The organism is Ruegeria sp. AB5, from assembly GCF_056542645.1.
Map to the genome: position 1 here is coordinate 42,894 of NZ_JBQGAE010000007.1, position 26,375 is coordinate 69,268.

Here is a 26,375-nt window from a genome sequence, read left to right on the forward strand (position 1 = left end):
CGGAATTTGTGATCACTGCGAGGTGACAAGTTCGGAACTGGCCAAGAGTGGAGAGGTGCTGGAAATATGTGGACAAGAGTACTGTTTCGATTATGAAACCGGTGTGTCCACGGAGACTGAAATTTTGTTGTGCCCCAGCTGTCACGAGGCAAACCATCTGGACGCGCAGCGACAGCATAACCCTTGCCACATCTCTGCAAGACGCAGCCGGGAAAACATGGGTTAGTCGATGGGTTCAGGAGGCGAAGCTTTGGAACGGTTTTTGCAAGAACCATCGCTGGTCCAATTTCGGTAGTCTGACAGACCAAGCTCGTCCCACATCCAGCCGAAATCATACTCAGCCACCGGAGAGCCGGTCTGGCGCGCGCTGCGGTTTTCGATTGTCTTCAGCCAGTCTATGACTTTCTTCCTGCCCGCCGTGCTGCGAACGGCCTGGCGCGGGGTCTTGCCATCCAGGGCAGGAATCGGCTGGTCAAGCGTATCGCGGTAATGCTGTTCGAGATATTCGTGGGCCATCTGACGGGCAAGGGCACGGGGGATGTCCTCTTCTTCTGCCACTCCGTTACTCGTGCTGTCATCCGCCATCATCTGTTCGGCGGTCTGGATTGATGTCAGCGGAGATTTCACCAGGTCGCCCAGGAGGTCCCGGACCAGGGCTTCGCCGCGTTCAGCGCGCGCTGTAGAGCTCACAGAAAGTGTGAGTGTCCGACCTTTCAGATCTAGGGACCCAAGCACGGAGGCCCCTGACATTGATTTGTCCAACACGAGGCCGGTGCCGTGCTTGGTGCCGGACGGGGTGTCGAGGTCAAGCCAGGTCCAATCCTTCTGGCCTGAGATCACGAGTTCTGCGGACTGTGTTAGCTTTTCAGATACCTGGCTTTGCGTCACTTTGCTGGCGAGGGGGAAGCGCATGTCGTGAAAGAGCAGGTTGTCGCCATCGCTGTTGCTGATTTGTGGTGGTTCCGGATCCAGTAGGTTCGGCAGATGTGCGAAGAGCCAGGCATTGGTGAAGAGGGGTGCGGAACGGTGTAGCTGATCCTGTGTCAGCCTCAGTTCAACGTCGGGGTTCAATTTCAACACGGAGCGGAGCCCGTCTTCAAAAAACGCGACGGTGTCGGGGTCGAATGGGAGCAGCGCCCCCGAGATCACGTTATAATCCCCCTGTGCGACAACCCGAGCTGCGATGCGATCCCATCGCTGCAGCATCTGCGTCGCGCTGTGTTCCCGGACGGTAACCGGCTCTGCGTCCGAAAGCATGTTGCGCAAGACCATGGATCTGCCGGGGTCTACCTCGCTCACCTCATAAAGGCTGACCGACGCGTCCCGCAATCCTTTGATATAGGCGCGGGTCTGCGCACTCTCCTTGGAACCGCTCCCTTTCAGATAAGCATCCGCAGCGTTTTCGGCGTCCGCTCCGAATGTCCTGCCCAGCAAATCTTCCAGGCCACCACCCCACAGGACCATCGGCCAATCCTCGCCCAGCAAGTCGCCCAGATCCTCGAACTCAAGATCGAAGGCCTCGAGCGCTGGCAGAAAATGCTCGTCCAACACATCAGCGAGCCGCTCATGCCAAATCTCGTCACGGGTGATAAACCCGATGAGCCCACCAAGATCGTTCCCCGTTGTCATCTTCAGCTTCTCCCTGTTTGCCGGACAGGGGCGATTTAGCGCAGATTGCAACCGCCAGCCAGCCCACACGCGTATGCAGACCTGCGTTACATGGAGGGACTTGTCATGGCGAATGCTATGTCTTTGGCTCCCGCCCAAAAAGCTCTGTGAAAAGCTTTTCGGAGCGGCGCAGGCCTTCATCGGTCAGTACCACCGATTTTGCCTTTCCAACCGGGTCCAGGATCAATCCGTTACGGTGCAGGCGATCAAGCGCTCCCCAGTCAAAGCCTTAGGGCCGTCCTGAACCCAGCGAATTCGGGGATGTTGCGAGCCGCTTCGACGACGGGTGTGAGCCCAACTAGTGGATTCGTCAGGGCGTTTCCGCCGGTATTCTATGATTGCTAAAAGATGGTGGTGCTGATCGCTGTCGTATTAGATTTTCCGCAAATATGCCCAAGAGACGTATCCCTTAAGCTTGCGCGCGCGCTCCAAAGAGACGCGGCACCAACGGGTGCCACCGGTCTGCTCACAGCCGTGAACTCGTAGTGCGGTTCCATTTGGAAGACCAACGATCACATTGAACCCTGTTCCAGGCCCACTGCGCATTTTTAGCATGTCACCGTCTTCGACGCCAAAAACCTCATATGTTCCGAGTGACGCGGCCGCCGCCGGTTTAACGTCCATGACGACCCCCAGGAACAAAGCCATTAGGGGTAAAAAGATTGCATTGCGCATCGCGATGTCCTGCTTATTGCCTCAACGACAATCGTAGCAACTCGGGTCACCAAGAGGAACAACTCCAAGACAGAAATGTAGGTGATACCAAAGCTTCAAACGCTACATTTCTTCCAAATGGTGGGGAACCCTGGCCCAGTTGGGGGCATCTTTCACAAAAACCTTGCTCGTTGGCTTGAAGTTGTTTGGCTCATCCAATGTCCCAGCCGCAATGCTCGTCAATCCGAAGGCTGTCACGCCCCACAGGCCTGATCCGCAGGTGCCACAAAAATGCTTGATGACAGGTCGACCTTCCTTTGAGGTCTTCTCAAAGGTCCGTGGTTTGCCTTTCAGCAGCTGCAGGTCTTCCGACTTTATCATGTACCCGGCATAACCGTCCGTTCCGGTCATCGATAGGCAATCACTGCAAAAACACATGAGTTGCATTACTGCGCTGCCAGTGACCTGGTATCGAACCTCACCGCAAAAACATCCGCCTTCCAAGATTTCAGCCACGTTGCCTTCATCCTTCTATTTCGTTTTGCAAGATATGAGAAAACCGTACCTACTCTGGCCAGTGGTCACAACGGTTCCAGCAGCGGAATGTGGAATGGTGCCAATATGAGCTCCTGTACCTGGATGGGTACGAGGCAAGCATCAGACAGATTGAGTTGTCGAATGTTTTCATCACGGTTCTGAATCCTTGCCAATTGACTGTTCCAGCAAAGTCATTGGACAGACGAGCTTTATTGATCGACAATCGCGTCATGGAGCTGACAGACACCACACCTGTGCACCTGATCCATGTGGACCCTGAGATCAACATGGCGCGGTTCTATGGCATCGAGTTGCAGCCGACGTTGTTTGGGGAGGTTTCAGTGCTTCGTACCTGGGGGCGTATTGGCACGAACGGGCAAGCCATGATGGTGACGTATGATGACGAAGCCCTGGCTAGTGAAGCGCTCCACAATCTCGAAAAGCAAAAGCTCCGTCGAGGGTATGTTCCGGTCGGTGAGTGACTTCGGGCTGCAGTCTGTTTCTGTGGCAAATCCCGAGCCTTTCGGCTCGTGAGCAGGCTCTAGGTTTCAGCCGACGTATCGGCTTCCACCCAGAACACCCCAGAATGATCTCCCTGTCCCAGTAGCCCCTGACCCGTCTCTTGCGAGCCGGGGCAGGGGCTTTGGGTCATGGTCGGTCCATGCCGTGGTGATCTGCCCATTCGGGTGACGGTCCCTTTTGCGCTCACGCAGGATCAGAGATCCTTTGTCCTTTCCTTGTGGGTCAGGCGGGATTTGGACAAGCCAAACGCTACCTTCCGTAAGGGGGAAGGCGCGGCCTCCCCCCTCGGACAAGACAAATAGACAATACCGTGTCCTCGCGCGCCTGCGCTGCGGGCCGCACCACTCTTGTCGATTGGTCCTGTCTCGCCCCTCTCCGCGTTCGCCACGGGGCAGGTTTTAGAGACGACGCCCTTTCAGGGCTCGGCTCAAAACCAGCACCAAAGGGGATCAACCCCAGAGGTCGCACCACAAAAGGAGAGACGGTTTTGGACATTGAAAAGACAAAAGACATCGACACTGACACCAGCCTGCAGGCGGCAGAGATTGCGACCCAGAATGACCTATTTCGGAAAGCGCTGATCGATCCGACTGCGGCAATCGAGATGCATTCTAAGGGAATTCAGGGTCAGGTATTTGTCACGCCCGGCGTGTCAGGTGAAGGGATGGAGTTCCAGACTGCAGCTTTGGCAGCGGTGGCGTCGGATGACCAGTTTGACGAGGGCAATGACCCCTATGGCGATCACACCTTTGGGGCGGTGACAGTCCGTGACCAGAAGCTGTTCTGGAAGATCGATCTTTACGACACGGACTACACGTATGGGTCCGACCGGCCGTTTGACACGTCAGTGACGCGCCGCGTTCTGACCATCATGTGCCCCAGCGAATACTGATCTCAATCCCAAACCGGAAAGGAGGTGAACACCATGAGCAATGAAATCTTGCAGCAACGTATCGCAGAAGCGTGGGCGCTAATCAGGAAGGGCGACAATTTCCACATCGCGCGCCGCTTCCTGATCCAACACGCAGCCATCTAAACGGCTCCGCTCTACCCCGGAAGGGGTAGGGCACCCTTAACACGATCTCAAACACTCAAACAAGGATTTGCCCCATGAGCAAAGTCGAAACATTCACCGCACCGGAAACCATCGAAACCGTATCCCTGTCCGATCTCTACCTGTCTGACATCAACCCACGACAGGAGGTTGGTGAGGAAGGTATTGCACTTCTGGCCGACAGTTTGGTTATGTGTGGCTTGATCCAGAACCTCAGCGGGTTGCGCGATACCGATGGCAAAGTCGCAATCGTTGCCGGTGGTCGCCGCCTACGGGCTCTGAACATCGCCGTGACTGAGCGCGCTGATCTGGCACAGGTTCCCGTTAAGGTCACGGACAATCCCTTCGTGGCTGAGCAATGGGCCAATGCGGAGAACACCGCCCGTGAAGAACTGGACCCTGTGGACGAGGTCCGTGCTTATGGCAAAATGGCCGAGAAATCTCTGTCTATTGCCAAGATCAGCAATGCGTTTGGCGTGACCGAATCCCATGTGCGCCGCCGCCTCGCGCTTGCCAGTCTGCCCGCCGCCGTTCTGGATGCGCTCAAAGCCGGTGAGATCAGCATGGGGCTGGCCAAGGCCATGACCGTCAGCACCGAAGAAGAGAAAATTCTGGAGGTTCTGGAACGGGCCAAAGAATGTCGGTGGTTCAGTGAGCATGATGTCAAACAGGCACTGACGTCGGAGGCTGTTAGCAGCACTAGCCGCAAGGCCGTATTTGTCGGGCAGAAGGCTTATGTTGAGGCGGGCGGCACCGTCACCGCTGATCTGTTTGCCGATGAAACCCTATTCAATGAAGGCGCGTTACTGGATCGTCTGTTTGCCGAGAAACTGGCGGTAGAAGCGGAAAAACTGCGCGACGCGGAAGGCTGGGACTGGGTGGACACCCATGAGGAAAGCTACATTCCCTATGGGTTCTCGGGTACGAAAGACATGCACCGTTTGGACATGGTGAGCCGGGACTTCACCGAAGGACAGGCCGAACGGTATGACGAACTTGCCGAACTCTATGAGGGTGAGGCTCTGGACGCGGATGGTGAAAAGGAGCTGGCCGCGCTTGAGGACTATACGGCGCCGTTCTATTCTGACGCGCAGCGCAAGCTGTCCGGCGTGTTTGTCTATGTCACCAACAATGGCGAGATCAAAACATCCCCGGCCTATGTCGCGGCGGAACATGTTCAGGCTGCCATTGAGGCTGGTGTTCTGGCCCCGGTCAAAGAACCGGAGATCAAGGAAGAACCAAAACCAGTTTATTCGCAGAAGTTCATCGACGACATGGTGGCGATCCGGCTGGCAGCGGTTCAAACGGCCCTGCTGGACAAGCCTGATTATGTGTTGAGCCTGTTTGCTTTCTTTGCCACCCCGGCCTCCGGTCTGAGCAGCAATCTGTTTGGGTTTGGCTATGGTGGTGCCGAGCGGAACACACCCGAGATCGATGACCAGTTCATCCTCGACCCGCGTCTTGGCGGAGAACGGGATGAAGCGGCACAGGCAGCCTATGACCAGTTCCACGAGATTGCCGCACAAGGCAGCGTGGAAGCGTTCAAAGCGTTTCGCGATCTGGGCAAGAAGACCCGCAATGGTGAGATCACGGGTTTTCTGGCCCGGCGGTTTCTGACCCAACGCCCGGAGTTCATGGCGGAGATCGAGGCTGAGATCGAGGCTGACATGCGCGCGATCTGGACCCCTTCGGCTGAAAACTGCTTCAAGCGTCTGAAAGGCTGGCAGCTGGATGATCTCTACAAAGACCTGCTGGACCTGCACATCGACGCCGACATGTTCAAAGCCTTCGCGAAATCCAAAAAGGGTGCCAAGAACGAGGCGCTGCACAAGCTCTTCAATGATCCAGAGCATCAAAAGGCACTGGGCGTGACCGAGGCACAGAAAGCCCGGATCGATGCATGGGTGCCGGATTGCTTCTGAAACTGGCAGGGCAGGGCGCAACGCGCCCTGCTTTTCAGCAATGATTTTTGATTTTAGTTCAATGGTATAGGTTGTTTTGACTTGAAAGGTTGTAGCCTGTAGGCTACATATAGGTATGATAGAAATTCGTAAGACGGACCTGTTCGACAAGTGGCTCAAGGGCCTGAAGGACCAAAGGGCGAGAGCCAGGATCTTGGTTCGCATCACGCGGTTGAGCCTGGGCAATCCCGGTGATGTGAAACCGGTTGGTGAAGGTGTGAGTGAACTGCGTATCTCCGAAGGGAAGGGGTATCGCGTTTACTATGTGTCGCGCGGTGACGTTTTGATCGTTTTGCTGTGCGGGGGAGACAAGTCATCCCAGCAAGCCGACATCAAAACCGCCAAGGCGATGGCAAGAGAGTTGGAGTGAAAAACATGGGTGTCAAAACAACGAAGTTTGAAGCGGCTGACTATCTGGACAGCCCGGAAGCCATTCAAGCCTATCTTGAAGCGGCTTTTGAAACCAGCGACACGGCGCTGATCGCGTCGGCACTTGGCGATGTTGCCAAGGCCAAAGGTATGTCGAGTGTGGCCGACAAATCTGGTCTGTCTCGGGAAAGCCTCTACCGCGCACTTAGCGAAAATGGCAATCCCGAGTTTGGCACGGTGCTGAAAGTGCTGAGCGCTGTGGGTGTGACGCTCACCCCGAAAATGCACGTGAATTAACCCACTTTAAAGGCTATCCACCATGTCCACCGATGCAGCTCCGTCTACGGTTGAAAAAGCCGCCCGCCGCGTCTGGAAATCCGCGCAGATGTTCGTCGGGTTTCATACAGACCAGAAGGGCAAGCCGCGCACACAGCCGAAGCTCTGGCCGCCAAAAAACGGGAGCGCGTCGATCCATGGTGATCCCAGCGCGCAGGAGGCCATCGTGGTCGTCAAAGCCGCTGATCCGGACGAGGTACAGGACGTGCAGATCAAGCTGCACCCAAACCGCATTGTTGTGCGCCGCGATGCAGATGCCTGGTGGCAGGGTGTCGCTGTAGATGAGCATACCGTGACGGTCCGAATGGCCGACAACACGATCATCGAAATCCGCCATGACGGATCGGTGAAGCGGCGCTCGGCAGAGGACGAAACCCATGTTGAAGCAGATGGCAGCATCTTCAAGTTCACGGAATTTGCCGAGGCGCATATGACGGGTGACGGGGTGGAAATGACCCGCCGCACAGAGGATCGCATTGCCACGATCACAGCTGACGGTGTTGTCGATCGCGCGCGCAAGCGTTAGCCTGTAAAGAATACCTCCAGATTTTCCTTTGGTTAAACTCGTGGCCCGCTTCGGTGGGCCTTTTTCTTGGCGTACTCATCACTGTATCTGCCCGTGCGCCGGTCTCGCCCCGCGACAGCGCTTGAGAGAGTTCTTGCGGATTACCGGGGCGTCCTACCGAACCCGCCAATCCAAATTGAGTCCGGCTGTTTACCTGATCCGCACAAGCACGGACCAGGGCCGGACCGTCCGGTCTTTGGCCTCCGCCAGTTGGATAGGGCGGTTTGCACCGTCCGTCATTCTTCATCCTTTGCGACGACGGTCATACCGACCCAGAAGGGCAACCCCCAACTTAGAACTGAGCGCCGCGCCTGTGTCGGATCGAGGTGATGTTGCCGCCATCAAAGACATCGTTTTGTTCAGATGTTCCGCGCGCAGCGATCCCAGAAAGCCTTGCCTTTCACCAGGTCTGACAGTTTCAAGTACGTTGCCGGAGAAGATCCTCGGCTGCGGTGTTTCTGAAGGGATGAACATAAGCGGGCAGTCGGGGAAGACGCGCGGCGCCCGGGCCGGGCGCCGCGCTTCAACAAGGAATGTCCCCTGCGCCTGCGGCGCATTCCGCGCGGATCAAATTCCCTGCTGACATCCCCTTGATGCCCGCTTTTCCCTTGTTCATCGAAACACGCCATAGCGAGGATCAAACAATGGCAACTCAAACTCTGAAACTGAGCGTCAAGACCGGTGAAAAAGAAGGCAAGACATTCTGGGATCGATGCGGGGTGCTCTTCGTCAATACCGATGAGACCGGCACCATCACCTCGATCCAGGTCAAGCACAGCATGTTCCCTGGCGTTGAGATGGTGGCCTTCCCGAAGCGCACCGATGACGATCCCGTCACCGAATGACGGGAGGGCAGGGCGGCGCAAGCCGCCCTTTCTTCTGCTCCGGCCGCAGGCCGGACCACATATGCGCCACAGGTGGCGCGCGGTCCTAAGACCGGGCAGGGGTGCCGACCTGCCCCAATGCGGCAGCAGACAACCCTGCCACACCCGCCGCGAAAGCGGCGGGACATTGAGCGCGCTGAGGCGCGCGGAAAATGCCATACTGACCTTGAACGTGCCGGTATGTGACGGGCGCTGTTCGGGCAGCTCCCGCTTTGCGTGATTGCCCTGCGCCGGTCCACCGGCACCCACGCCTGCTGGCTGGAAAAGGGGCAGGACCCTTTTCCCGGCGTGGAGATTGCCTCCAAGAGCAAAACTGTTCCGGGGGCAATTTGAGAAAATACGGATTTCTAAAATCACCCCCGGTTTCCTCTTGGAGAGTATGACAGGATAAGGTAGTTGTGTTACAAGTCATAAAAACAACCAGAGGTATACATTGAGCAAGCCCGGCGACACCACTGTCTTTTCCGTTCGATTGCCGTCAGATGCGTTGGTGCGTTTGGAGGAGGCCGTGCAGTCGCTTGGGGCCAAGAGCCGCAACCAGATCATCCAACGACTGATCTATCGTCTGATCGGGTATCTCGATCCTGACCCGGCCGTTGTCGATCTCTGGCAGACGCACTTGCGGCAGGTTCAGGGTGGATACACCAACCTCAATCAGCTCGCAAAATCGGCCAAACGCGGTTCGGTGATCTGGACCGATGACGACCGGCGCGATGTCGAAAACCTCCATCGTGCGATCATCCAGCACCGGCAAGACCTGAAGGCGCTGATCACCGCGGCCCGCCGAAACCGAGAGCCAGACTCCGCCATTCGCCGAATCTTGCGCGACGATGAGAGGACATCTGAAGCATGAACGTCGCGGCTCACAATTTGACGGCAGGGGACTTTCTGGAGCTAGCCTTCCGGGAAGCGCAGAAGGGTATCGATCGGTCCAAGCAGATCAGCCAGCAGCTGCAAACCGCCAAGCGCATGAAGTTCATGATCTCGCGGGCCTCATCCATCAAGGCGCGGCTTGGTGCTGTGGTTGGAAAGCCCGAGGCGGTTGTGAAACACGTCCGCAAAGGTGGGGTGAAAAAAGCGCATGAGCTGCGCCGCCAGATCAATTACCTGACCGTCAGGGCAGAGGGCGTGTTGGACATCCGCGACAATGGTGTGACCCCGCTCGATGCCGATCAGGTGAGTGATCTGATCGAGACCTGGGCCGAGGATTTCAACGGGAAAACCAACTATGGTTATACCCGTCACATGATCGTTTCTTTTCCCGAAGGCACCTATCCGGATGCCGCGCATGAGGCCGGTTTGGACTTCGCGGATCGCCTGTTTGGGAGCGGTGATTTTGGCGATACCTGGGACTATCTGACCGTGTTCCACAACGACACTGACAACCCCCATGTCCACATCGTTGTGAATAACCGAGGCGTGGAACATGGGCAGTGGTTGGCTATGGGTATGAGCAGCGACATGAACATCGACGTTCAGCGCTCTATCCAGGTTGAGGTTGCCGAAGGATACGGAATTGAGCTGACCGCAACGACCCGCCTTGAGCGCGGTTTGCGGCAGGAAGTTGAGACCGACACGTGGAAGGTTCAGGCCGGACTGTCTGTTGTTGAAAGCACTCCGGAGGTTGAAGTTACGGCCCGCGACATGGCCGGTGATGTGATGACACTCTCCATCGCAAGAATGTCGGATCTGTTTGATGAGCGCGCCAACGCTGTCAAAGACCGGATCGAAGAGTTTGCCATCCAACTCGTTGAAAGTGAGGAACCTATGGTATCGAGAATGGAACATCTGCTGGATCAAGCCCATCATTTTGATGATTACGGCGAGCCAGGAGACCCGTCTTATGTGTCGCCCGAAGTCATGAGCAACTTGCGGCGACACATCGAATTAGGCGGTTCTGAGGAAACAATCGCACCCGAGCTGAAGGCTCAGGTTGTTGCCCATATCAGCGACGTTCGGGACAACGAACAGAGCCATCCGTATCTGTCTGCCCTTGCTGATATTGTCGATGACAAGGCGTTCCAGTCGTCCGCTGATTATGCCCCGGCAGCACGCCGGTACGAGGTCTATATACAGGACACCTTGGGCAAGGGGGCCTATGAGGACTTCCAGACTCAGACCAAAGAATTGCTGCAATCCATCGACAAGATGGAAGGGCTGGCCCGTGAGGTTGACGACCCTCATCTGCGTGTCGCTATGGATATTCAAATTGGCGAGTTGAAGGGCGACGTTGCGGACCTGCGCACCAACGATCCGGACCTTCAAGCCTTCATCATCGAGGACCGCCGCTATTCAACGATGATGGGAATGGGCACTGCCGAAATGGATGTCTTGGATTATTCAGAGGCCGGCAAGTGGGCAGCGATCCGCAAAGAAGTCACCGACACGGCCAGCAGCTACGGCCTCGATGGCGAGGCGTTCGTTGCCCGCTTTGGCGATCATCAGAACGTCACCCTGGGTACAACAATGGGATGGCGCAGCGACGACATTTCGACCGCCGCGGCCCACTTCCAGGCGCAAGGATTACCCGACAGCCACGACCGCGCTGAGGCCGTTGTTGACGAGCTGCACCAGCTTGCGTCTTCCAGGATCATCGCAATCTCAGAAGAACTTTCAGACGTTCACGCCCACGCAACGCACCCGCTCTTGCAGGGGCGCGGTGACGATGACGGGCACAGCTTGTAAGGACTTTAACCGGTCTGCCTGATGCGCGCGCCAACGCCCCAGGCAGACCCATCACAGAGTTTTCCATCAACTCGCAAAGGAAAAACTATGGTTTCGCGTACAGACTATCTTTTGAACGAAGTCGAACACTTCGCACCCTATTCCAGATTTGATCAATCCGCCCCGCGTGAAGATCGCGTTTCAGAGCAGATCGACATCATCAGGAAAGAACAGCAGGCGATGGGCTTTGATCGTGCAGCCATCGCCTCAAACAGCTTCGACATCGAGGACCAGGCCAACCGCCGTGTTGACGAACATACTGCGCAACAAGATCTGGTCGAAGAATTCAAAATCGAATTTGAAGCTGCGGAGCGGTCAGGGGAGCCGGTTGATCTGAACGATATGCAGGCTTTGGTTTCTCAGCACATGAGTGATGCTCAGGAATACGATCTGTATCACCCTTACTATTCGTCCCTTGCGGATCTGAGTGGTGACAAGGATTTTCAGGAGTCCGACGACTACCAGTCGCCCGGTGATCGCTATGTTCAGTATATGCAATCCGCTTTGGGGGAGGCCATCTTTGAGAACTACGAGCAGCAGACCAAGGACATCGTGAACTCCATCGAGAACATGGAGGCTCTTGCACGAGAGGTCGAAGATCCACACTTGCGTGCCGCAATGGACGTTCAGATCGGGGAGTTGAAAGGCGATGTTGCCGAACTGCGCCCATATGACACCGACCTGCAGGCATACACTTTGGCTGATGACAGCTACACCACATCCATGAATGCGGCCGAGTTGGACAACCTGGACCCCACGGAAGCCGAAAAATGGCTGGCTGTGCGTGATGACATTGTGGCGACCGCGCACAGCTTCGGTCTCGACGGAAGCAAGTTCCTGGCCCGCTACAACGATCATGACAGCGTTTCAATCGGCACAACGGCGACTTGGAAAGACGCGGACATTTCCACCGCTGCCGCCCATTTCAACAGCCAAGGCGTTCCGGACAGCTACGAGCGCGCGGAGGCCGTTGTTGGTGAGCTGCACCAAGTTTCATCCAGCAAGATTGCCGCCGTGGTGCAAGAGATTGCCCATACCCGCGAACAGGCTACCCACGTCCATGAGTATGATGGACACAGTCTTTAACCACGGAGGACATGATAGATGATTGTTCGCGCCGGTGAATGTGTTGCCGGGAACAGCGAGACCACCGGGTTGGAGTAATGTGGGGTCTGTTCCGATTGGGACGGACTCTTGTCCTTGGACATTCCGGGCATTCGCTGCACCACGTTTGAATAGGCAAGAAGCGGACAAAACAGTCTTTCGCTGGGACTAAAGCAATGTCCGCTCATAGTTTAGTGATCGTGGTGACAGAGTTTATGATCGGCAAGAGACGCGAGCACATAGCAGTTCTCTGACACTCCTTCGTCATCACAGCCCTTCGAAATCCGAACCAGCTCTTTTTCAAGAGCCCGTAGTCGTTTGATCTTTGCTCTTACTTCGGAAAGTTGTGAGACGGCGATGTCCGTTGCGGCTTGGCATGAACGATCCGGGTGGCCTTGAAGCACAATCAATTCGGAGATCGCTTCAATTGAGAAACCAAGATCGCGTGCATGCTTGATGAAACTGAGACGCTCTAGCCCTGCCACATCGTAGCGCCGTTGGTTGCCTTCGGTGCGTTCTGGTGCGGCAAGCAGGCCCATTTCCTCATAGTAGCGGATAGTCGGAACTTTGACCTTCGTGCGCTTGGAAAGCTCCCCGATAGAAAACATGAAAATACCTCTTGAACCTCTAGTAACTAGAGACACTACACTATGGTCACGACAGATACAAAAAGGGCTTCCCAATGTCAGCATGTTGCGGACACAACGCCAAATTCGACGGCGTATCAGACGACTACAAAAGGAGGCTGTGGATTGTCATTGCTCTGAACGCGGTGATGTTCGTCGTCGAGATGACTGCCGGTCACTATGCAAAGTCTCAGGCACTTCAGGCCGACGCTCTAGACTTCCTTGGGGATGCTTTGACCTACGGTATCTCGCTGGCAGTGATCGGGGCTTCAATCCGTGCACGCACCAATGCCGCTCTGGCGAAAGGGGTGAGCTTGCTGCTGATGGGTCTTTGGGTGTTTGGATCGACCGTGTACCGGGTGTTCTATGTCGGAGTGCCGGAGGCCGAGATCATGGGCATCGTTGGCTTTTTCGCTCTTATGACCAATCTCGCAAGTGTTCTCTTGCTCGTCCGTTACAAGGACGGCGATGCAAATGTGCGCTCTGTCTGGCTATGTTCGCGTAATGACGCCATTGGCAATGTGGCCGTTATGTTTGCAGCTTTAGGCGTCTGGGGCACAGCTAGCGGTTGGCCTGACCTGATTGTTGCGGCGGTCATGGCAACGTTGTTTCTTTCCTCTGCTTTCCAGATCGTGCGCCAAGCGCTCGCCGAGCGTCGGGAAGTTGGCGAACATGAGCATGTTTGACGTGGATTATGACCTTTGATCTCGAATGATACGAAATCGGCTCAATTTAGTTGGAAATACCAAGGACTCTCGCCATGAACCTGAAACGCCGCCAAGTACTGACTTACGCCGCTGGCTTTGCCAGCACAGTACCATTTGCCGCGTTTGCGCAAGACACGCCTTCCGTCCGTGTTCTCAAGGATCCGAACTGCGGCTGTTGCCAGGTTTGGATCGACATCCTGCGGCAGGAAGGCTTTCGCATTACCGAGGAGCGCAGCTTTGGAACACAGCTTGTCCGCCACAAATTGGACAACGGCATTCCCGAAGAAATGATGTCCTGCCACACAGGCGAGATCGATGGCTATATGATCGAGGGGCATGTGCCGGTTGCAGACATTCGTCGTCTGCTGGAGGAGCAACCCAGTGCTGTTGGACTTGCTGTTCCTGGCATGCCCTACGGTTCCCCTGGGATGGGGCCGGAAGATCGTCGTGAGGCCTACGACGTGTTTTTGATCCTCAAGGACGGTAGCACCGAGGTGTTCAAGAGTTACGAAGCGGCCTGAGGCGACGTTCATCGAGCGGAAACAGTAAGGAGGAGAAGATGACGAAGCTTGGATTACGCACTCTTACCTTAAGCGTTCTGTCTATCACCATTGCTACAGTGGGTTGCGCACAACAACAACGAGGAGATTGGTGGGGTCACGGGCCAATGGGATCTAACCACATGAGGTCTGAGCACATGCGTGGTTGGGGGCACGGCAATATGGGGCCTGGCCAGCAGCAGCGCATGCAACGACATTGGACGTATATGAACGAGGACGTGCCCGCAGCCTACCGCGGGGCTCGGAGCACCATTCGTGCAACGCCCGAGAATGTTTCGGAGGGCAAGACGCTATATACGGAAAACTGCGCAAGCTGTCATGGAGCTGAGGGTTTGGGCGATGGTGAAGCCGGACGTTCGCTCGCGCCCTCTCCCGCTCTCCTACGATGGTTCGTTCAGATGCCGATGTCGGGGGACGAGTACCTTCTTTGGGCAATTTCCGAGGGCGGCGAACGCTTCGGAACAGACATGCCAGCCTTCAAGGAAGCGCTGAGCGAAGAAGACCTTTGGAAGATCATCGTTTATATGCGTGCGGGGTTCCCTTGATCTGTCGTCAATCTGTTGGTTTTTGATGAGTGTTTTTGCTGTCGATACTATGACGACAATTCTCAGCAGGCATAAAGCTGACAATGCGCCATTCTAGTAAGCTTCACGGAAGCGGACATATATGTAAGTCGCAGCACGAGCAGGTTAGGGCTCTCTCCTGCCGTTCTCTGCATATTGAAGTAAGGTCCGGTTCGGCCGCGTCCTGTTACCCCCGTCAAGTGAAGGCGCTACTTTCAGCCCGTTTGGCTTTCATTTTCTCCATCGCCATATCTTTCGCTGACCGACTTTTCCGCTTTGCGACCGTGCGCTGCGCATCAAATGCCGCCTGAAGTTCCTGGTCTTTTTCAGAAACCTCTTTCACCGGGGCAGGGGCCGGTTTCGCATCAGCCACTGCCTTTGCCGTATCCTTGGCCTGCTCTTCAGCAAGATCCAGGTGTGTCCCTTTGATCTTTGGCGTGTCGCCACCAAGGAACTGCATGAAATAAGGATCTTCGAAATATCGAATCTTGTTCGCAATCACGGGCATCTTGCCTTCGCGGATCAGCACAACCTCGTTTTCCGGCAGACGACCAACGTGCTCTGGCCGGAGCAGCCGAATGCCTTCTTCACGCTCTGATATGCTGCCCATTTCCATCTTGCCGAGTGCTCGAGACTTCGACTTGCTTATGACCGTTTTGTCCCCGATGGACCTGGACACATGTTCGCGTACTTCGGAATCCTCTGAGGCGGCAAACATCTGGGTTCCAGCGTTTGCCAGCATCGCCCGCACACCCTCGTGCCCATAAATGTCCTGTAGGCGCGACAGTGTTTGCGAAATCACCACGAGCCTGCCCCCGAACGATCGCATGGTGTCATAGGCTTCAACAACGCGCTCAAGATGGCCGAGGCGTTGGAACTCATCGAGCAGCATCAAAACCTTGAACGGCTCATCTTCGCCCGGCTCAACAGTTTCGATGGTGTTCACCAGATCGAGGAAGAACAGGCGAATGAGCGTCCGGAACTCTTTGACCTTTTTCCCTGGCACGGAAAAGTAGATCGAGCTGGGGCGCCGACGCAGATCTTCAAAGTTGATGTCATTGCCCTGCGTGGCTCTTGCTACCGACGGGTTGCGCCAGAGCTGCAGGCCGGAGTTCAACATAACCGAAATCGTTGACCGCAGGATTTTGGATTCTTCGGCTGCAAGATTCAGAAACTCATCTGCAGCTCGCGCATATCCAACTTCTTCAGCCATTTTCTCATAGTCCTTTTGCTTGGTCGTTTTGACCAGGCGCAGGACTTCGGAAATGTATGGCCGCTTTCTTTTGATCGCCAGCATCGCCATTGCGCAGAACATGCCTTCAACACCACCCATAAAGCCCTGCGCGGACGAGCTGGGCGTGTCGAACATCTGAGTTGCAACCTGAATCACTTCTTCCCATCGCCGGTCCAGATTGTCGGCACGTGCTGCGCGGCGCAGAGGGTTGTAGCTGTGGCTTTTGTCGGGGTTCTCGGGGTCGAACATAAAAACCTCATCGCCCATTGCTGCCCGACGCGCGCCGGTTGTCTGGAAAATCTCGCCCTTGATGTCCAGGACGACGCAAGACCCATTGAAACGCAGGACATTCGGGATCACAAAGCCGCTGGTTTTGCCCGAACCAGACGGGGCAATGAACATCGCGTGCGGCTTTTGGACACCGGGGCCGGGCTTATAGTAGATCGCGTTTTTGTCCTTTGGCTCACCAAATTTGGCAAACACGATTTCACTATCCAATTTGTCTTTGAGCTTCAGAACCGACGCATAGCCTTCCTGGACGAGCTGAGGGGCCTTTGCAAAGGTCGCATCACCGTATTTCGTTGAGGGACCACGCAGCGCAGCCGCCACAAATGCAAAGGTCAAAACACCCACTGCGACCACCGCCACCAGACCCATGATCTGCTGCGTCTCTGCAGGCTGTGCCATGAACTTCTCTGGGATCGCCCAGATGTCCAGCCCGCGAAAGCCTCTGGTGTTGATGTATTCGAGAGCCAGCCCGACCACCAACACCGCGCAAGCCGAGGTAGCGATAAAGCCCATAGTACCGGCTATCGCGACCTTCTTGCCTTTGGGTAGATCCTGAAACTCAGCCATCGGTCAGCTCGCGTTTGAAGAAGCACACGATGCCAAACTCGGCAGGTACGACGCCGACCATTTCCCAACCGTCTTGCCCGAGCTTCGCAAACTTCTCGCCTGCATTTTCCTCTACCCGCATCAAGACATTACGATACTCAAATTTTTTCATTCTATTTCTCCTTCAGATAAGTTGATCAGCGGTCATCAGGGGTGGGAAGATCACTCCGTTGACCTTCCGTTCGTCACCGATTTTCTTCATGTGAACGATCATGTGAATGGTGGCCCGGATGTCATCGACCACTTCTGACTTTTGAACGGTCGGAGATCCGCGACGCACCATCTTGCTCATACGTCCAATGGCATCTACTGGTGAGTTGGCGTGCATGGTACAAACAGAACCATCGTGGCCGGTGTTCACCAGTTCCAGGAACATATTTGCGTCGTCGCCCCGAATTTCACCGCAGACGAGGCGGTCAGGCCGTAACCTCAGCGCCGATTCCAGCAGCTTTGTTGGTGATCGAGGGCCATCTTCTTCGGAACGGTCAGCAAGTAGATCGACAGAATTGGGTTGCTCGATGTCCAGCTCGGCCACTTCTTCAATCGTCACGATCCGTTCGCCAGGATCGACGCGCTTCAGCATTGCATTGAGAACAGTGGTTTTGCCAGACGAGGTGCCCCCGGCAATGATCACGTTCCATTTGCTTAGCATCGCAAGGTCGGCCAGCTCGTCAAAGTTCATTGTTCCGGCAGCGAGAGCAGCCCGAGCCTTTTCAAGCGCGCTGTGATCATTGTTTTCTGCCAACGCCGCCTCTTTGCTGGCGAAGCTGAACGCGCCCAGATCGACGGTTTTCACGCGGAGCAGGCGGATCGCCACGGACCCCACGCCGGTTGTTGCTGGCGGAATCACAACCTGCACCCGCGCTTTACCCTGCTGTGTCGGCACGTTGGCCGTCGCAATCGGCTTCTTTTCTCCGAATGTCACATCGCTGAATCCGGCCACGCAGCGCCCGATGTTTTCCACATCATCTCTGTTCAGAGTAATGTCTGTCCTGGTCATGTGTGTTGTGCCCATTTCTTCGACCCAGACCGATCCGTCAGGATTCACAGAAATTTCGCTCAGGCTTTCATCGTGCAACAGATGCTCGATCTTGCCTGTATAGTATTCCAGAAGGCTATTGCCGTTCCGCCCGCTCATGTTCTTGTCCTTGGTAGAGCACTTTTTTGAACACTGGAGGTTGCCTTCGCTGCATCTCGGCTTTGCCTCGAACACGAAGGCATCCACATAAGATTCATTGCTTCCAAAAAGTGCTGAATTTGCTTCAAAAAAGGCCGCTACCGCACTCGATCATGCTGGCAGCGGCCGGAAAGACTGCTGAGGCGGTCGGCTCATTGGCTCGCGCTCAGAAGCTATCGAACACAACGTCGCGCTGCAGGATGGCGTTGATGCGACTGCCCTGATCGACAAAGATTGTCGGAGTAATGCGCAGGTATTCATCAAGCGCCGCTGCCGTAGCGTTCTGCAGGTTAGACCCCACTTGCGTTGCCAGATCAGTGCGAACCGAGTTGTTGCTATCGTTGTCAGAGACCAGTGCCACCGGCGCAATGCCGATGATGGACAACAGCGCTGCAGTTCCGAACCGTTTCCCAAAGTGTGTGTTCACCCTGCCGGTCGCACCAGTCCGGCCTTGACCGTCCGTACCAGCCGATCCGACCTGAGTTGACAGGCCGTCAGGCGTGATGACACGGCTCCAAACGATCATGATGCGCGTTTGCGCCAATGTCGTGTCCGCTCGATACTCGCCAAAGAGCTTCGATCCGCGCGGCAGAAGCAAACGCGTGCCGTCCATCGAGTAGACGCCACGTGTAATCGTCGCCACGACACTGCCGGGCAACTCCGAGCTGACCGCGCCACCGAACACAGCCGACAAAACCGTGCCTTGCGTCAGGGTGCGCGACGGATCGTCAATGATCGAGGCCCCGACGATGGGGGGATATTCTTCGACCAGATTGTTTTGCCATGTCGTGTTTTGGTTTTCCTGATAGCCGCGTTGATCTTCAGGCAGGCGGGTGTCGTCTGGCTGGACTTGAACCGGCTGCGGCGCTGCAGGGAAGGGTTGGAAAATGACCGGCTGCGATCCACCATTGATCGGCTGGTAGTTTTGACCGGGTGCGTCCTGTGCCATCGCGCTTGAGGCCAACGTGACCAGGGCGAGGGTGAGTGCTGTTCTGTTCATCGTCAGCTCCATCAGTTTCTGCCGTATGGGTTTTCATCGAACACAATGCCGTCCGACTGGTTCTGCCGCTGGCGCATTTTCTTCAGTTCTTCGAGTCTGCGCCGCTCGTCATCGGTCAGACCTTGCGCCTGAAGGTGGCTTACGCTGGCAAGTGCCCGGGCCTCCGCATCTGCGATGGCCTGGGCAAGTTCCGTCTGGAACTTCTTCTCTCGCTCATCATATCTGACCTGAAGGCGTTCATTGGTCAGGTTCAGCGTTGCGATTTCACCGTCTTTTTCTGACAGCGAAACTTTGGCATCCGTCAGCTCGTCTTGCAGGTCGGAAATCCGGCCATTCTGTTGCTCGATGGTTTTCAAGGCTTTATCAAACCCAATGAATTCAACCGGCTGTGGAGTTGAGGCGGGCGTTGCCACCGCAATTTCCTCGGGCAAAGCCTCTGGTTCTGGCTCATCGACCTCTGGTCCCCGTGCGGTCAAAAGCCCATATCGCTCGCCACCACCTTGTTGCAAAGCGTCAACGCGAACGCCCGTGTTCCCGCCTTTGCTTTCGTCGCCCAATACGAACCAAGCGAAACTCACGAACACCGCTCCGGCAACAGCGACAGCGATGAGCTTCTTGGGCTCGAACCTCTTTCTCATACGTTGAGGTGGTTGCTCCGCTGCAATCCGTGCTGCAATTGTCTGATCGCGGTTCATTACTTGCTGCCCCCCGGTTTAACTGTCTGTGAAGTAACGGGCCTGCCCGTTGCACTCGCCTGCTGAAACTCGTCGCCATCGTTTCGAACACAGATTGAAGTGTCCTCAATGCGCAGTGTCCAAAGATCTGAAAGGCCCTGCACCTGGATAATGCCGCGCTCTTTGACTGTGGTGTTCACCATCAGCTCACGTCCATCAGGCAGGACACGGAAGATACCGGGCAGCTCCGCATCCTGTGGGATATGCATGTAAGTGTGAACGCCATCATCCCAAACGGCGGTGGGCGCAAAGTCCGCTTTGCCCGAGCGCGAGTAGTTCTGGTTCACAAACCGGCCAGTTGGCTTCGGCTCGCTCCGAGCGACTGTGCCGCGACGCGTTGTGGTCCCGCCGCTGTTGTTCTTGTTATAGAACGTGACCCGGAACGGTACTCGCTTACGTTCGGCGGCGCTCTCGGCCGGAACCAAATAGAAGTTGTATGTCCCGCGATTGGTCAGGACGGTCAGGTTTGAATCCGAGTTCAGGATTTCCGGCTTGAACGCAATAACGCGACCTTCCTGCAGGCGAGTGATCTGAAAACTTTCAGTGTCGCCCGCACCAATGCTGCGGACGGTTTCGCCCTGCGGAAAGTGAACATAGGTAATCAGGCGTTCACCCACAGGGATGCGGTACACCTGGTTGTCGACGTAATGGAAATGCGTGATGCGGTGATCCGCGTTCTTTCCGTCTGGCGTTGGTGTGATTTCAGCGAGCAGAGGTGTTGAGAGCGTCAGGGTTGCAGCCATGACGCGGGTGAGTGTTATTAAGGGCCGAAACATCAGATGTTCCCCATGGTGTCTACGCGGTAGTTGGTGACAACGAAGCCAAATGGATTTTCCAGAAGCTCACCCATCGACGTCACGATTTTCTCCTCAAACCCGTAGGTCACTGTGACCACGTAGCGGGCTGTCGCCGTTGCTTGGTTTGGCACGATCAGGGACTTGCGGATCTCGACCTGCACCGTCTCATCGTTGACCGGCGAGACGCCCAGAATTTCGGTCTGCACCTTTGTCTTGGGCGTATAGATTTCGTCCGGATGGTTGTCGTTCGACCCATCCCACAGTTCGCGGTAGGACGTTTCGGCCAACTCATCAGAACGACGCAGCACCGATTTCAGGCGCTCGTTATTGTCCTGGACATCATAGGTTTCCCGGTCGCGCACATAATTTGCGACTTCACGGAAGGCCATTGCCTCCGTCGGTTCCAATTCTTCCACCTTTTCAGTGAGCAGGACTGGCAGTTTCGTGTCCGGATCAATGGAGAATGGCACCGCGCGGATTTCCTTCAGGGGAAGGAGCATCGCCCAGCCAATCATAGAGGCCACGCCCATTGCCATGCCGACCATGCCGAATACCTGCCATTTGAAGGCATCGCGGCGTGCGCCCAGAAAGAGTTCTTTTTCGTGATCTGTCACGTGTGACATTTGCTCTGTACCTCGATTTATGAAGATTTATTGGCGCGAGCTTGTCGAATGCTCTGCCGGTAACGGTCAGCGGCGTAGCTCTGACGAGCTGCCCCATCCTGATTTCGGGCTCTGTGCGCTATGTCCCGACGCGCTTGCATTGCGCGAGACGCGCTGTCACGAACGCCAGTCCCGTCACGTGCTGCGGAAGCCATCGCGGCGGCGGTTTTGCCACCGGCTACTGCACCCCTTGCGCCATCGCTGGCAGTGCCCAATGCACTTCTTGCGGCTGCAACCGCGCCGGTTGCCACAGCAAGACCGGAGGATGCCGAAACTATCGCGCCAGACATGCCGCCAGCCAGTGACGGGATTTGCGTGAGCATGACGATAGCCACGATGCAGATTGCGAGAAAACGTCCGCTGGCTTCCATGTCATTAACATCAGACAAGGAACCAAGTTCCGAAGCGAAAAGCGCCTGAATAAGAGAAACGATGCCTGTCAGAACGACAATGACCATGATGAGGCCCACAGTCGTTTTCGCCCAGGCTGCGAAGATATTGGCTGTGGCCGAGCTGAGCAGCGTTGCAATGAAAACAGGCGCTAGACCCAGCAGGACCGCCAGACCGCCTTTTGCGATGAGTGCCATGCCAGTGCCAAAAGCAACGATGACGGCCCCAACAACCCAGAGAATAGCTCCGGTGATGCTCAGGCCCCAGGTCGCGTTTTCAATGGCCTGCTGGCCCATCAAGAAACACTGAAGCGCAATCTCATCCAACGCTTGCCATACATTTGTGGTTCCAGTGAGTGCCCCGGCAATACTGTCCGGCAAGATTTGGACGCCTTGATAGATTGGTTGGAAAAAGGACCAGCTCGACGCCATTCCGATGATGATCGTCGCCCGAATGATCCAGCCTACATAACCACCAAACCCAATTTCTCTGATCTGAAGTACGCCGTTGATCAGCATCGCTACAAAGATCAGCGCAGCAATAGCCCAGAGGGCGGATGCGAGATCCGCCGCAAGGCTGGTGTATGCTTGCTGAGAAAAGTTGCTGATTGCTGATTCAATCGAGCTGACGAAATCCTGAATCACGACCCACAAGCCTCCTCAATTGCAGGGCGCAGCGCTTCCAAGCGTTCTTGCTGCGTTTCTTTGAGCGATTTGAGTTCGCTGGATGGCTTCGACCAGAAATCGCCCTGGTCTGCGCCCACCAACTTGATTGCAGCTTCGCGGCTGAGGTTACCGAGCGGGCATTCAGTGCTGAATGCTTCATCGGCTTTGCGCAGGCGGCATTGCTCTATGGCAAATTCATGAGCAGCTATCACTTGCTCATTCAAAATGGCATCGGTCCAGTTGCCAACGACATACTGTTGATCCGCGCCCTGACCAGCGTTGGCGAGCTGTTCAACCCCGTATTCCTTCAGGGGTTTTTTGAACGCTCGCACGCCCGAATAACCAAGACAGGTCCGATATTCCCCAAATGTCCAATCAACATTGGGGGGAAACGGAAGTCTGGCCTCAGCACTGGCCGACGACGCTAAAAGCGTCGCCGTCAGTGTGATCAGGGCGAAAGTGGAGCGGCTTTTCATTGGGTTTCTCCTCTTGCGTAATTGCTAAGCGTCTTTAGGTCCGCTGCGTTTGCAGCCAGATCCGTGCCCGACGCCAGGGCATTGGCCGAGGTTGCGCGCAAGATTTCAATTTCAACTTGCAGGAGTTTCAGAAGAACCGCTGTGTTGTAGTCGATTGCATCCTTCAGATCTTCTTGCTGACCGATTTCACCGCGCAGCTTTTCGGCGTCTTCGGAGAGTTTGCCCGCCATGTCATAGCCCTGTTCGCCCAGAGCGGACGCCATCAAGCCAGCGCCACCTCGCTCTGACAGAATGCGCCGGGCTGGCACGTCTGACGTGCTGAACTCGGACAAGATGCCATCGTTCAGGCCGAGGTTGATGGATCGTCGTTCCATTGCCTGCGCTGCGACATCGGGCAGGCCGGTGATACCGCCCTCCGCTGCATCCAGGGCGTATCCAAGCGTGTCAGCTGCCGTTGCCAGCTTCAAAAAGCTGCGGCTGTTGAACTCGTCCAAATCTGTCAGACCAGAAATGGCCTTGAACGAGTTCTCCAACATTGCGCGCTGCTGCTCGAGCTTCTCATATTGTTGCATTAGCTGTTCGTACTGGCGGACCATTTCCGCGACTTCGCGGGCCGAATTGGCGGCGTCTTGTGCGATTGCCGCTGAATCAACAACCGGGACACCCTGGGCCGATGCCGTGACGGGCAGGGCGGCCAGAACCAAAACAGCAATGGTTGTGCGGATGTGCTTCAAGTTGTCCATCACGCCAGCTCCAATTCTGCAGGACCCATTCGTTCGAAGTCACAGGCGCATTTGCTGCGATAGCCCGAATAGGTGTTGGTGCAGGCGGCAACGGCGGCCAGAACAACAAGGGCGATTACAAGGCGGGATTTCATGTGATTTCCTTCCAGAAGTTGGGGTTTTGTCGCCAGTCAGGATCAGGGAACGACTTGCCGTCTGATCCGCTCAAAACACGAAGAAGCGGGCCGAGAGCGCCGACATCGACATCGAGCCAAACACTCTCATCACCTTTCTTCATGAGCATTACGCGGTCGCCAAAATGCGCCCTCAGTGCGCCCAGCTCTGAATCGTTCAAGCCGATTGCCCGGTAGTCTGCTTCATTGCCGGATCGGGAGGGGAACAAGAGCTGCGTGCTGGTGTTTTCCAGGATCGACTTACTTGCCGCTGACGACAGGATGTGATCGGGGATCTGCGTCATCATCATCATCATGACGTTCAGCTTCCGGTATGTGGTGTAAGCGTTCTTGAGAATTTCTGCGCCGTAGGGGTTGCCTGCGATCACCCAGGCTTCATCAATCACAAAGACAGTGGGCACTTTCGCAGCACAACGGCGCTCGATCTGGCGCATGACGTAGCTGATCCATGCCAACCGGACCAACTCGTCATCCAGAACCTCAGAAATGTCGAACACAAGATGCCGATCGTCAGAGGCAAAAGGATCTGTGCCACCCTCGCCAAACATCCACGACAAACGCCCGTCGCCAGCCCATTCACTTGCACGCTTGTACAGGTTCTTGTCATCGTCAAAGGCTCTGAACCGTTCCACCAGTGAATCGAAGTTCTGAAGCGCAGGCGGCAAAGTGGCATTGGCTTGGCAAGCCCGCGTTATTTCATCCTTTTGATCGGTGGTCAGTGGTTCGTCATAGCTCAACAGGGCAATGACCCAGTTGGCGAGCCAGCTTTGCCCAGCCTCATCCGTCTCGGTCTGAAACGGGTTCATGCCGGTTGGTTCACCAACTCGGACGCGGGTGTACTGCGCACCAAGCGCCCGCATCGGAGCCTCCATTGCCCGGTCTTTGTCAAAAGCGATAATCCGCGCGCCCTGTGCCACCGCCATTGTTGCCAGCAGCATTGCGATCACGGTTTTACCCGAGCCGTTCGGTCCAAGAACGATCGTATGCCCGGAGGGCAGGTTTTCGGCGTCCTTACTGGTCTTGGGAAGGTGCAGCGAAACATCGTAGCTGTCCCCGTGCGTTGTCGGGAAAGTCGCCAATGGCCCCGGCCAGGGCAGCTTTTCCGCATCCAAACCCTTTGGCCGCATGTGGAACGCAACCATGTCCGCAAAGTTCTGGTCCGTGATCAGTTCTTCACGAGGACGGAATGCGAAGTTGCCGGGGTGCTGCGCGAAGTACACCGACCGCGCCGACATCGCTTCGCGTTTGACCGTGCCGCCCGAAATCTGGATTTCACCGATGATGTGTTTTTCGGCGGTTTTCAGATCTTCCTCGTTCCCAAACACGCAGATCGACAGGTGGTGCTTGCCGAGTGACATGGTGCCGGAGGCAATGCCGTCCGCCAGAATGGACAAATCCTCTTCAAGCGACTTTGCCTTGTCGCCTGCCGAGCGCATTTGTCCCGACTTGCGGCGTTCCATTTCCTGCGCCTGGGCGCGGCTGATCGGCAGGAAGGATTGCGAAATCACGACATCAACCGGCAGGTCTAGCCCGTCGAAAATGCCGGGGAACGAAGCCATCGGGTAATTCTTCAGGGAATAGACACGGATGGAGCGTTCCTGATCGTCGCCCGTGACCAGTTTGCCGCGCTTGCCCTGAAACAGCACATCCTCTTGCGGCATGTTGAAGGCGATGGGTTCTGCAATGTTCGTGTGAATGATCGGCTGATACCGACCGTTCAACAGCATTCCATAATAGCCGAGCCAACGCCCCTCGCTGAGCTTCAGCCGGCGCATACGGGCCTCGCCCAGCGTGCCCGCCAGTGTTGTGAACACACCGTCGAGCTGTTCCATCATTTCGCGGCGTTCCTCGTCTATCGTTCCAGACGACATGCCGAACATCTGTTTTGCCCGCTCATCCTGCCGCTTTTGCAGAATGGCGCTGATGATGATCTTGCGTTCTTTCAGCTCTGCATCGACGGACGCTGAGCGCATGGCCTGCGCCACTGCACCGGCAAAGCCGGTTGGATCTGTGATGACATGACCAGTCTCAGCTGGGACGGTCAGTCGATGAACATAAAAGGCCACCTCATTGGGTGTCGTGCGCAATACACGCTCAAACCGTTCGGCCAGGAACTCGAACTCGTTTTCGTCCAGCGTGTTTGCGTTGATTCCGGTGATTTCTGCAGCGGCGATGAGGCCACCGTTGCGTGTAGAAATGACCTCATCGTCCACGACATAGCCATACGGCAACATCTGAAAGAGGCTCATTTCATCCTTGCGCCAGCTCGGCTCGATCAACGAGCGGGCAAGGGTCCACAAATCCTGTGCAGCAGGCTTAGGCACTATAGTAATCTCCCCCATGATGCTGGCGGTTTTTGGTGCGCGGAGTTTTGGAAAGGGTTACGGACAGGACGCGGAAGAAAGCCGGTTCCCATTCGTAAAAGAGGCGAAGCCCGGTGTAGAAAACAAAACCCGCAATGATTGCTGGCGCTATCCCGAACATGAAGAACGAAAGCATGGTCATCCCGAGGATCACCAGCAGATAGATCACGGGTAAGCCGCCCCATTCTGCGGGGCGGCTCAGGCCGCGAAAGACCGTATTGCGGCGCGGCATC

Annotated in this window: 30 protein-coding genes and 1 pseudogene; 13 read left to right on the forward strand and 18 right to left on the reverse strand. The window is 55.9% G+C overall.

Annotation, left to right across the window (positions count from 1 at the left end; genetic code table 11):
• Positions 1-222: 222 nt before the first annotated feature.
• The 4 genes and pseudogenes from ACR0L4_RS13600 to ACR0L4_RS13615 all read right to left on the reverse strand — a co-directional run bounded on the left by ACR0L4_RS13600 (position 223) and on the right by ACR0L4_RS13615 (position 2,838).
• Positions 223-1,629: a DUF7986 domain-containing protein gene (locus tag ACR0L4_RS13600; RefSeq protein ID WP_174819503.1), complete on the reverse strand. Its 1,407-nt coding sequence runs from the start codon at positions 1,627-1,629 to the stop codon at positions 223-225.
• Positions 1,630-1,744: 115 nt separating this feature from the next.
• Positions 1,745-1,885: pseudogene (locus tag ACR0L4_RS13605) on the reverse strand (DUF6429 family protein); the annotation flags it as partial.
• 155 nt (positions 1,886-2,040) lie between these two features.
• A complete protein-coding gene (locus tag ACR0L4_RS13610; RefSeq protein ID WP_408015525.1) occupies positions 2,041-2,292 on the reverse strand; it encodes an SH3 domain-containing protein in 252 nt (83 codons plus the stop codon).
• 153 nt (positions 2,293-2,445) lie between these two features.
• Positions 2,446-2,838, reverse strand: coding sequence for a GFA family protein (locus ACR0L4_RS13615; protein ID WP_152460663.1), 393 nt, complete (start codon positions 2,836-2,838; stop codon positions 2,446-2,448).
• A gap of 233 nt (positions 2,839-3,071) precedes the next feature.
• Here ACR0L4_RS13615 and ACR0L4_RS13620 point away from each other — a divergent pair, with 233 nt between their 5' ends.
• The 10 genes from ACR0L4_RS13620 (at position 3,072) to ACR0L4_RS13665 (ending at position 12,360) form a co-directional block, all read left to right on the forward strand.
• Entirely contained in the window at positions 3,072-3,341 is a 270-nt protein-coding gene (locus ACR0L4_RS13620) for a WGR domain-containing protein (RefSeq protein ID WP_245220702.1), read from the forward strand.
• A gap of 527 nt (positions 3,342-3,868) precedes the next feature.
• Entirely contained in the window at positions 3,869-4,273 is a 405-nt protein-coding gene (locus ACR0L4_RS13625; RefSeq protein WP_152460664.1) for a DUF3768 domain-containing protein, read from the forward strand.
• A gap of 218 nt (positions 4,274-4,491) precedes the next feature.
• Entirely contained in the window at positions 4,492-6,357 is a 1,866-nt protein-coding gene (locus ACR0L4_RS13630) for a ParB/RepB/Spo0J family partition protein (protein WP_170417794.1), read from the forward strand.
• 115 nt (positions 6,358-6,472) lie between these two features.
• A complete protein-coding gene (locus ACR0L4_RS13635) occupies positions 6,473-6,766 on the forward strand; it encodes a type II toxin-antitoxin system RelE/ParE family toxin (protein ID WP_170417791.1) in 294 nt (97 codons plus the stop codon).
• A 5-nt stretch (positions 6,767-6,771) separates the two neighbouring features.
• A complete protein-coding gene (locus tag ACR0L4_RS13640; RefSeq protein ID WP_152460667.1) occupies positions 6,772-7,062 on the forward strand; it encodes an addiction module antidote protein in 291 nt (96 codons plus the stop codon).
• Between the two features lie 22 nt (positions 7,063-7,084).
• Entirely contained in the window at positions 7,085-7,627 is a 543-nt protein-coding gene (locus ACR0L4_RS13645) for a hypothetical protein (RefSeq protein ID WP_170417788.1), read from the forward strand.
• A 683-nt stretch (positions 7,628-8,310) separates the two neighbouring features.
• Positions 8,311-8,511, forward strand: coding sequence for a hypothetical protein (locus ACR0L4_RS13650; protein ID WP_170417785.1), 201 nt, complete (start codon positions 8,311-8,313; stop codon positions 8,509-8,511).
• Positions 8,512-8,983: 472 nt separating this feature from the next.
• Positions 8,984-9,403, forward strand: coding sequence for a hypothetical protein (locus ACR0L4_RS13655; protein WP_170417782.1), 420 nt, complete (start codon positions 8,984-8,986; stop codon positions 9,401-9,403).
• Positions 9,400-11,235 (forward strand): relaxase/mobilization nuclease domain-containing protein, encoded by a 1,836-nt coding sequence (locus ACR0L4_RS13660; protein ID WP_170417779.1) that lies wholly within the window; start codon positions 9,400-9,402, stop codon positions 11,233-11,235. The genes ACR0L4_RS13655 and ACR0L4_RS13660 overlap by 4 nt, the downstream gene beginning before the upstream one ends.
• Positions 11,236-11,322: 87 nt before the next feature.
• Entirely contained in the window at positions 11,323-12,360 is a 1,038-nt protein-coding gene (locus ACR0L4_RS13665; protein ID WP_170417776.1) for a hypothetical protein, read from the forward strand.
• 209 nt (positions 12,361-12,569) lie between these two features.
• On the opposite strand, the gene ACR0L4_RS13670 is transcribed toward ACR0L4_RS13665, so the two are convergent.
• Positions 12,570-12,986: a MerR family transcriptional regulator gene (locus ACR0L4_RS13670; RefSeq protein WP_170417773.1), complete on the reverse strand. Its 417-nt coding sequence runs from the start codon at positions 12,984-12,986 to the stop codon at positions 12,570-12,572.
• A gap of 74 nt (positions 12,987-13,060) precedes the next feature.
• Between ACR0L4_RS13670 and ACR0L4_RS13675 the strand changes: the two genes are divergently transcribed.
• The 3 genes from ACR0L4_RS13675 to ACR0L4_RS13685 all read left to right on the forward strand — a co-directional run bounded on the left by ACR0L4_RS13675 (position 13,061) and on the right by ACR0L4_RS13685 (position 14,816).
• The gene (locus ACR0L4_RS13675; protein WP_170417770.1) at positions 13,061-13,690 is read left to right on the forward strand and encodes a cation efflux transmembrane domain-containing protein; all 630 of its coding nucleotides are present in this window, start codon (positions 13,061-13,063) and stop codon (positions 13,688-13,690) included.
• A 74-nt stretch (positions 13,691-13,764) separates the two neighbouring features.
• Positions 13,765-14,232, forward strand: a complete 468-nt coding sequence (locus ACR0L4_RS13680) for a DUF411 domain-containing protein (protein ID WP_170417767.1) — start codon at positions 13,765-13,767, stop codon at positions 14,230-14,232.
• Positions 14,233-14,393: 161 nt separating this feature from the next.
• Positions 14,394-14,816 (forward strand): c-type cytochrome, encoded by a 423-nt coding sequence (locus ACR0L4_RS13685; RefSeq protein ID WP_170474328.1) that lies wholly within the window; start codon positions 14,394-14,396, stop codon positions 14,814-14,816.
• 214 nt (positions 14,817-15,030) lie between these two features.
• Here the strand turns inward: ACR0L4_RS13685 and ACR0L4_RS13690 are convergent, their stop codons facing one another.
• The 13 genes from ACR0L4_RS13690 to ACR0L4_RS13750 all read right to left on the reverse strand — a co-directional run bounded on the left by ACR0L4_RS13690 (position 15,031) and on the right by ACR0L4_RS13750 (position 26,374).
• A complete protein-coding gene (locus ACR0L4_RS13690; protein WP_152460673.1) occupies positions 15,031-16,923 on the reverse strand; it encodes a type IV secretory system conjugative DNA transfer family protein in 1,893 nt (630 codons plus the stop codon).
• Positions 16,916-17,074, reverse strand: coding sequence for a DUF4177 domain-containing protein (locus tag ACR0L4_RS13695; protein WP_152460674.1), 159 nt, complete (start codon positions 17,072-17,074; stop codon positions 16,916-16,918). The genes ACR0L4_RS13690 and ACR0L4_RS13695 overlap by 8 nt, the downstream gene beginning before the upstream one ends.
• A 12-nt stretch (positions 17,075-17,086) precedes the next feature.
• On the reverse strand, positions 17,087-18,100 hold the full coding sequence (locus ACR0L4_RS13700) for an ATPase, T2SS/T4P/T4SS family (RefSeq protein ID WP_152460675.1): 1,014 nt from the start codon (positions 18,098-18,100) through the stop codon (positions 17,087-17,089).
• A gap of 205 nt (positions 18,101-18,305) precedes the next feature.
• Positions 18,306-19,139, reverse strand: a complete 834-nt coding sequence (locus ACR0L4_RS13705; protein WP_480513619.1) for a TraB/TrbI/VirB10 family type IV secretion system protein — start codon at positions 19,137-19,139, stop codon at positions 18,306-18,308.
• An 11-nt stretch (positions 19,140-19,150) separates the two neighbouring features.
• Complete coding sequence (locus ACR0L4_RS13710; RefSeq protein WP_216599851.1) at positions 19,151-19,717, reverse strand: hypothetical protein; 567 nt, start codon at positions 19,715-19,717, stop codon at positions 19,151-19,153.
• 116 nt (positions 19,718-19,833) lie between these two features.
• The gene (locus tag ACR0L4_RS13715) at positions 19,834-20,649 is read right to left on the reverse strand and encodes a TrbG/VirB9 family P-type conjugative transfer protein (protein WP_170666357.1); all 816 of its coding nucleotides are present in this window, start codon (positions 20,647-20,649) and stop codon (positions 19,834-19,836) included.
• Positions 20,649-21,284, reverse strand: coding sequence for a VirB8 family type IV secretion system protein (locus ACR0L4_RS13720; RefSeq protein ID WP_170667822.1), 636 nt, complete (start codon positions 21,282-21,284; stop codon positions 20,649-20,651). Before ACR0L4_RS13720 ends, ACR0L4_RS13715 begins: the two co-directional genes overlap by 1 nt.
• 26 nt (positions 21,285-21,310) lie before the next feature.
• Positions 21,311-22,366, reverse strand: a complete 1,056-nt coding sequence (locus ACR0L4_RS13725; RefSeq protein ID WP_170666362.1) for a TrbL/VirB6 family protein — start codon at positions 22,364-22,366, stop codon at positions 21,311-21,313.
• Positions 22,363-22,863 (reverse strand): hypothetical protein, encoded by a 501-nt coding sequence (locus ACR0L4_RS13730; RefSeq protein WP_170666366.1) that lies wholly within the window; start codon positions 22,861-22,863, stop codon positions 22,363-22,365. The genes ACR0L4_RS13725 and ACR0L4_RS13730 overlap by 4 nt, the downstream gene beginning before the upstream one ends.
• A complete protein-coding gene (locus ACR0L4_RS13735; RefSeq protein ID WP_170666370.1) occupies positions 22,860-23,606 on the reverse strand; it encodes a type IV secretion system protein in 747 nt (248 codons plus the stop codon). Before ACR0L4_RS13735 ends, ACR0L4_RS13730 begins: the two co-directional genes overlap by 4 nt.
• The gene (locus ACR0L4_RS13740) at positions 23,606-23,740 is read right to left on the reverse strand and encodes a hypothetical protein (protein ID WP_256368715.1); all 135 of its coding nucleotides are present in this window, start codon (positions 23,738-23,740) and stop codon (positions 23,606-23,608) included. The genes ACR0L4_RS13735 and ACR0L4_RS13740 overlap by 1 nt, the downstream gene beginning before the upstream one ends.
• Positions 23,737-26,103 (reverse strand): VirB4 family type IV secretion/conjugal transfer ATPase, encoded by a 2,367-nt coding sequence (locus tag ACR0L4_RS13745; protein ID WP_170666374.1) that lies wholly within the window; start codon positions 26,101-26,103, stop codon positions 23,737-23,739. Before ACR0L4_RS13745 ends, ACR0L4_RS13740 begins: the two co-directional genes overlap by 4 nt.
• Positions 26,096-26,374 carry a VirB3 family type IV secretion system protein gene (locus ACR0L4_RS13750; protein WP_152460684.1) on the reverse strand — a complete coding sequence of 93 codons (279 nt, stop codon included), beginning with the start codon at positions 26,372-26,374 and terminating at the stop codon, positions 26,096-26,098. Before ACR0L4_RS13750 ends, ACR0L4_RS13745 begins: the two co-directional genes overlap by 8 nt.
• Between the last annotated feature and the right edge of the window lies 1 nt (position 26,375).

Excerpts from the sequence above, each read along its gene's own strand:
- ACR0L4_RS13600 (WP_174819503.1), bottom strand. The coding sequence starts at position 1,629 with ATGACAACGGGGAACGATCTTGGTGGGCTCATCGGGTTTATCACCCGT.
- ACR0L4_RS13610 (WP_408015525.1), bottom strand. The coding sequence starts at position 2,292 with ATGGACGTTAAACCGGCGGCGGCCGCGTCACTCGGAACATATGAGGTT.
- ACR0L4_RS13630 (WP_170417794.1), top strand. The coding sequence starts at position 4,492 with ATGAGCAAAGTCGAAACATTCACCGCACCGGAAACCATCGAAACCGTA.
- ACR0L4_RS13635 (WP_170417791.1), top strand. The coding sequence starts at position 6,473 with ATGATAGAAATTCGTAAGACGGACCTGTTCGACAAGTGGCTCAAGGGC.
- ACR0L4_RS13640 (WP_152460667.1), top strand. The coding sequence starts at position 6,772 with ATGGGTGTCAAAACAACGAAGTTTGAAGCGGCTGACTATCTGGACAGC.
- ACR0L4_RS13645 (WP_170417788.1), top strand. The coding sequence starts at position 7,085 with ATGTCCACCGATGCAGCTCCGTCTACGGTTGAAAAAGCCGCCCGCCGC.
- ACR0L4_RS13650 (WP_170417785.1), top strand. The coding sequence starts at position 8,311 with ATGGCAACTCAAACTCTGAAACTGAGCGTCAAGACCGGTGAAAAAGAA.
- ACR0L4_RS13660 (WP_170417779.1), top strand. The coding sequence starts at position 9,400 with ATGAACGTCGCGGCTCACAATTTGACGGCAGGGGACTTTCTGGAGCTA.
- ACR0L4_RS13665 (WP_170417776.1), top strand. The coding sequence starts at position 11,323 with ATGGTTTCGCGTACAGACTATCTTTTGAACGAAGTCGAACACTTCGCA.
- ACR0L4_RS13670 (WP_170417773.1), bottom strand. The coding sequence starts at position 12,986 with ATGTTTTCTATCGGGGAGCTTTCCAAGCGCACGAAGGTCAAAGTTCCG.
- ACR0L4_RS13675 (WP_170417770.1), top strand. The coding sequence starts at position 13,061 with ATGTCAGCATGTTGCGGACACAACGCCAAATTCGACGGCGTATCAGAC.
- ACR0L4_RS13680 (WP_170417767.1), top strand. The coding sequence starts at position 13,765 with ATGAACCTGAAACGCCGCCAAGTACTGACTTACGCCGCTGGCTTTGCC.
- ACR0L4_RS13685 (WP_170474328.1), top strand. The coding sequence starts at position 14,394 with ATGAGGTCTGAGCACATGCGTGGTTGGGGGCACGGCAATATGGGGCCT.
- ACR0L4_RS13690 (WP_152460673.1), bottom strand. The coding sequence starts at position 16,923 with ATGGCTGAGTTTCAGGATCTACCCAAAGGCAAGAAGGTCGCGATAGCC.
- ACR0L4_RS13695 (WP_152460674.1), bottom strand. The coding sequence starts at position 17,074 with ATGAAAAAATTTGAGTATCGTAATGTCTTGATGCGGGTAGAGGAAAAT.
- ACR0L4_RS13700 (WP_152460675.1), bottom strand. The coding sequence starts at position 18,100 with ATGAGCGGGCGGAACGGCAATAGCCTTCTGGAATACTATACAGGCAAG.
- ACR0L4_RS13705 (WP_480513619.1), bottom strand. The coding sequence starts at position 19,139 with ATGAACAGAACAGCACTCACCCTCGCCCTGGTCACGTTGGCCTCAAGC.
- ACR0L4_RS13715 (WP_170666357.1), bottom strand. The coding sequence starts at position 20,649 with ATGTTTCGGCCCTTAATAACACTCACCCGCGTCATGGCTGCAACCCTG.
- ACR0L4_RS13730 (WP_170666366.1), bottom strand. The coding sequence starts at position 22,863 with ATGAAAAGCCGCTCCACTTTCGCCCTGATCACACTGACGGCGACGCTT.
- ACR0L4_RS13735 (WP_170666370.1), bottom strand. The coding sequence starts at position 23,606 with ATGGACAACTTGAAGCACATCCGCACAACCATTGCTGTTTTGGTTCTG.
- ACR0L4_RS13740 (WP_256368715.1), bottom strand. The coding sequence starts at position 23,740 with ATGAAATCCCGCCTTGTAATCGCCCTTGTTGTTCTGGCCGCCGTTGCC.
- ACR0L4_RS13750 (WP_152460684.1), bottom strand. The coding sequence starts at position 26,374 with ATGCCGCGCCGCAATACGGTCTTTCGCGGCCTGAGCCGCCCCGCAGAA.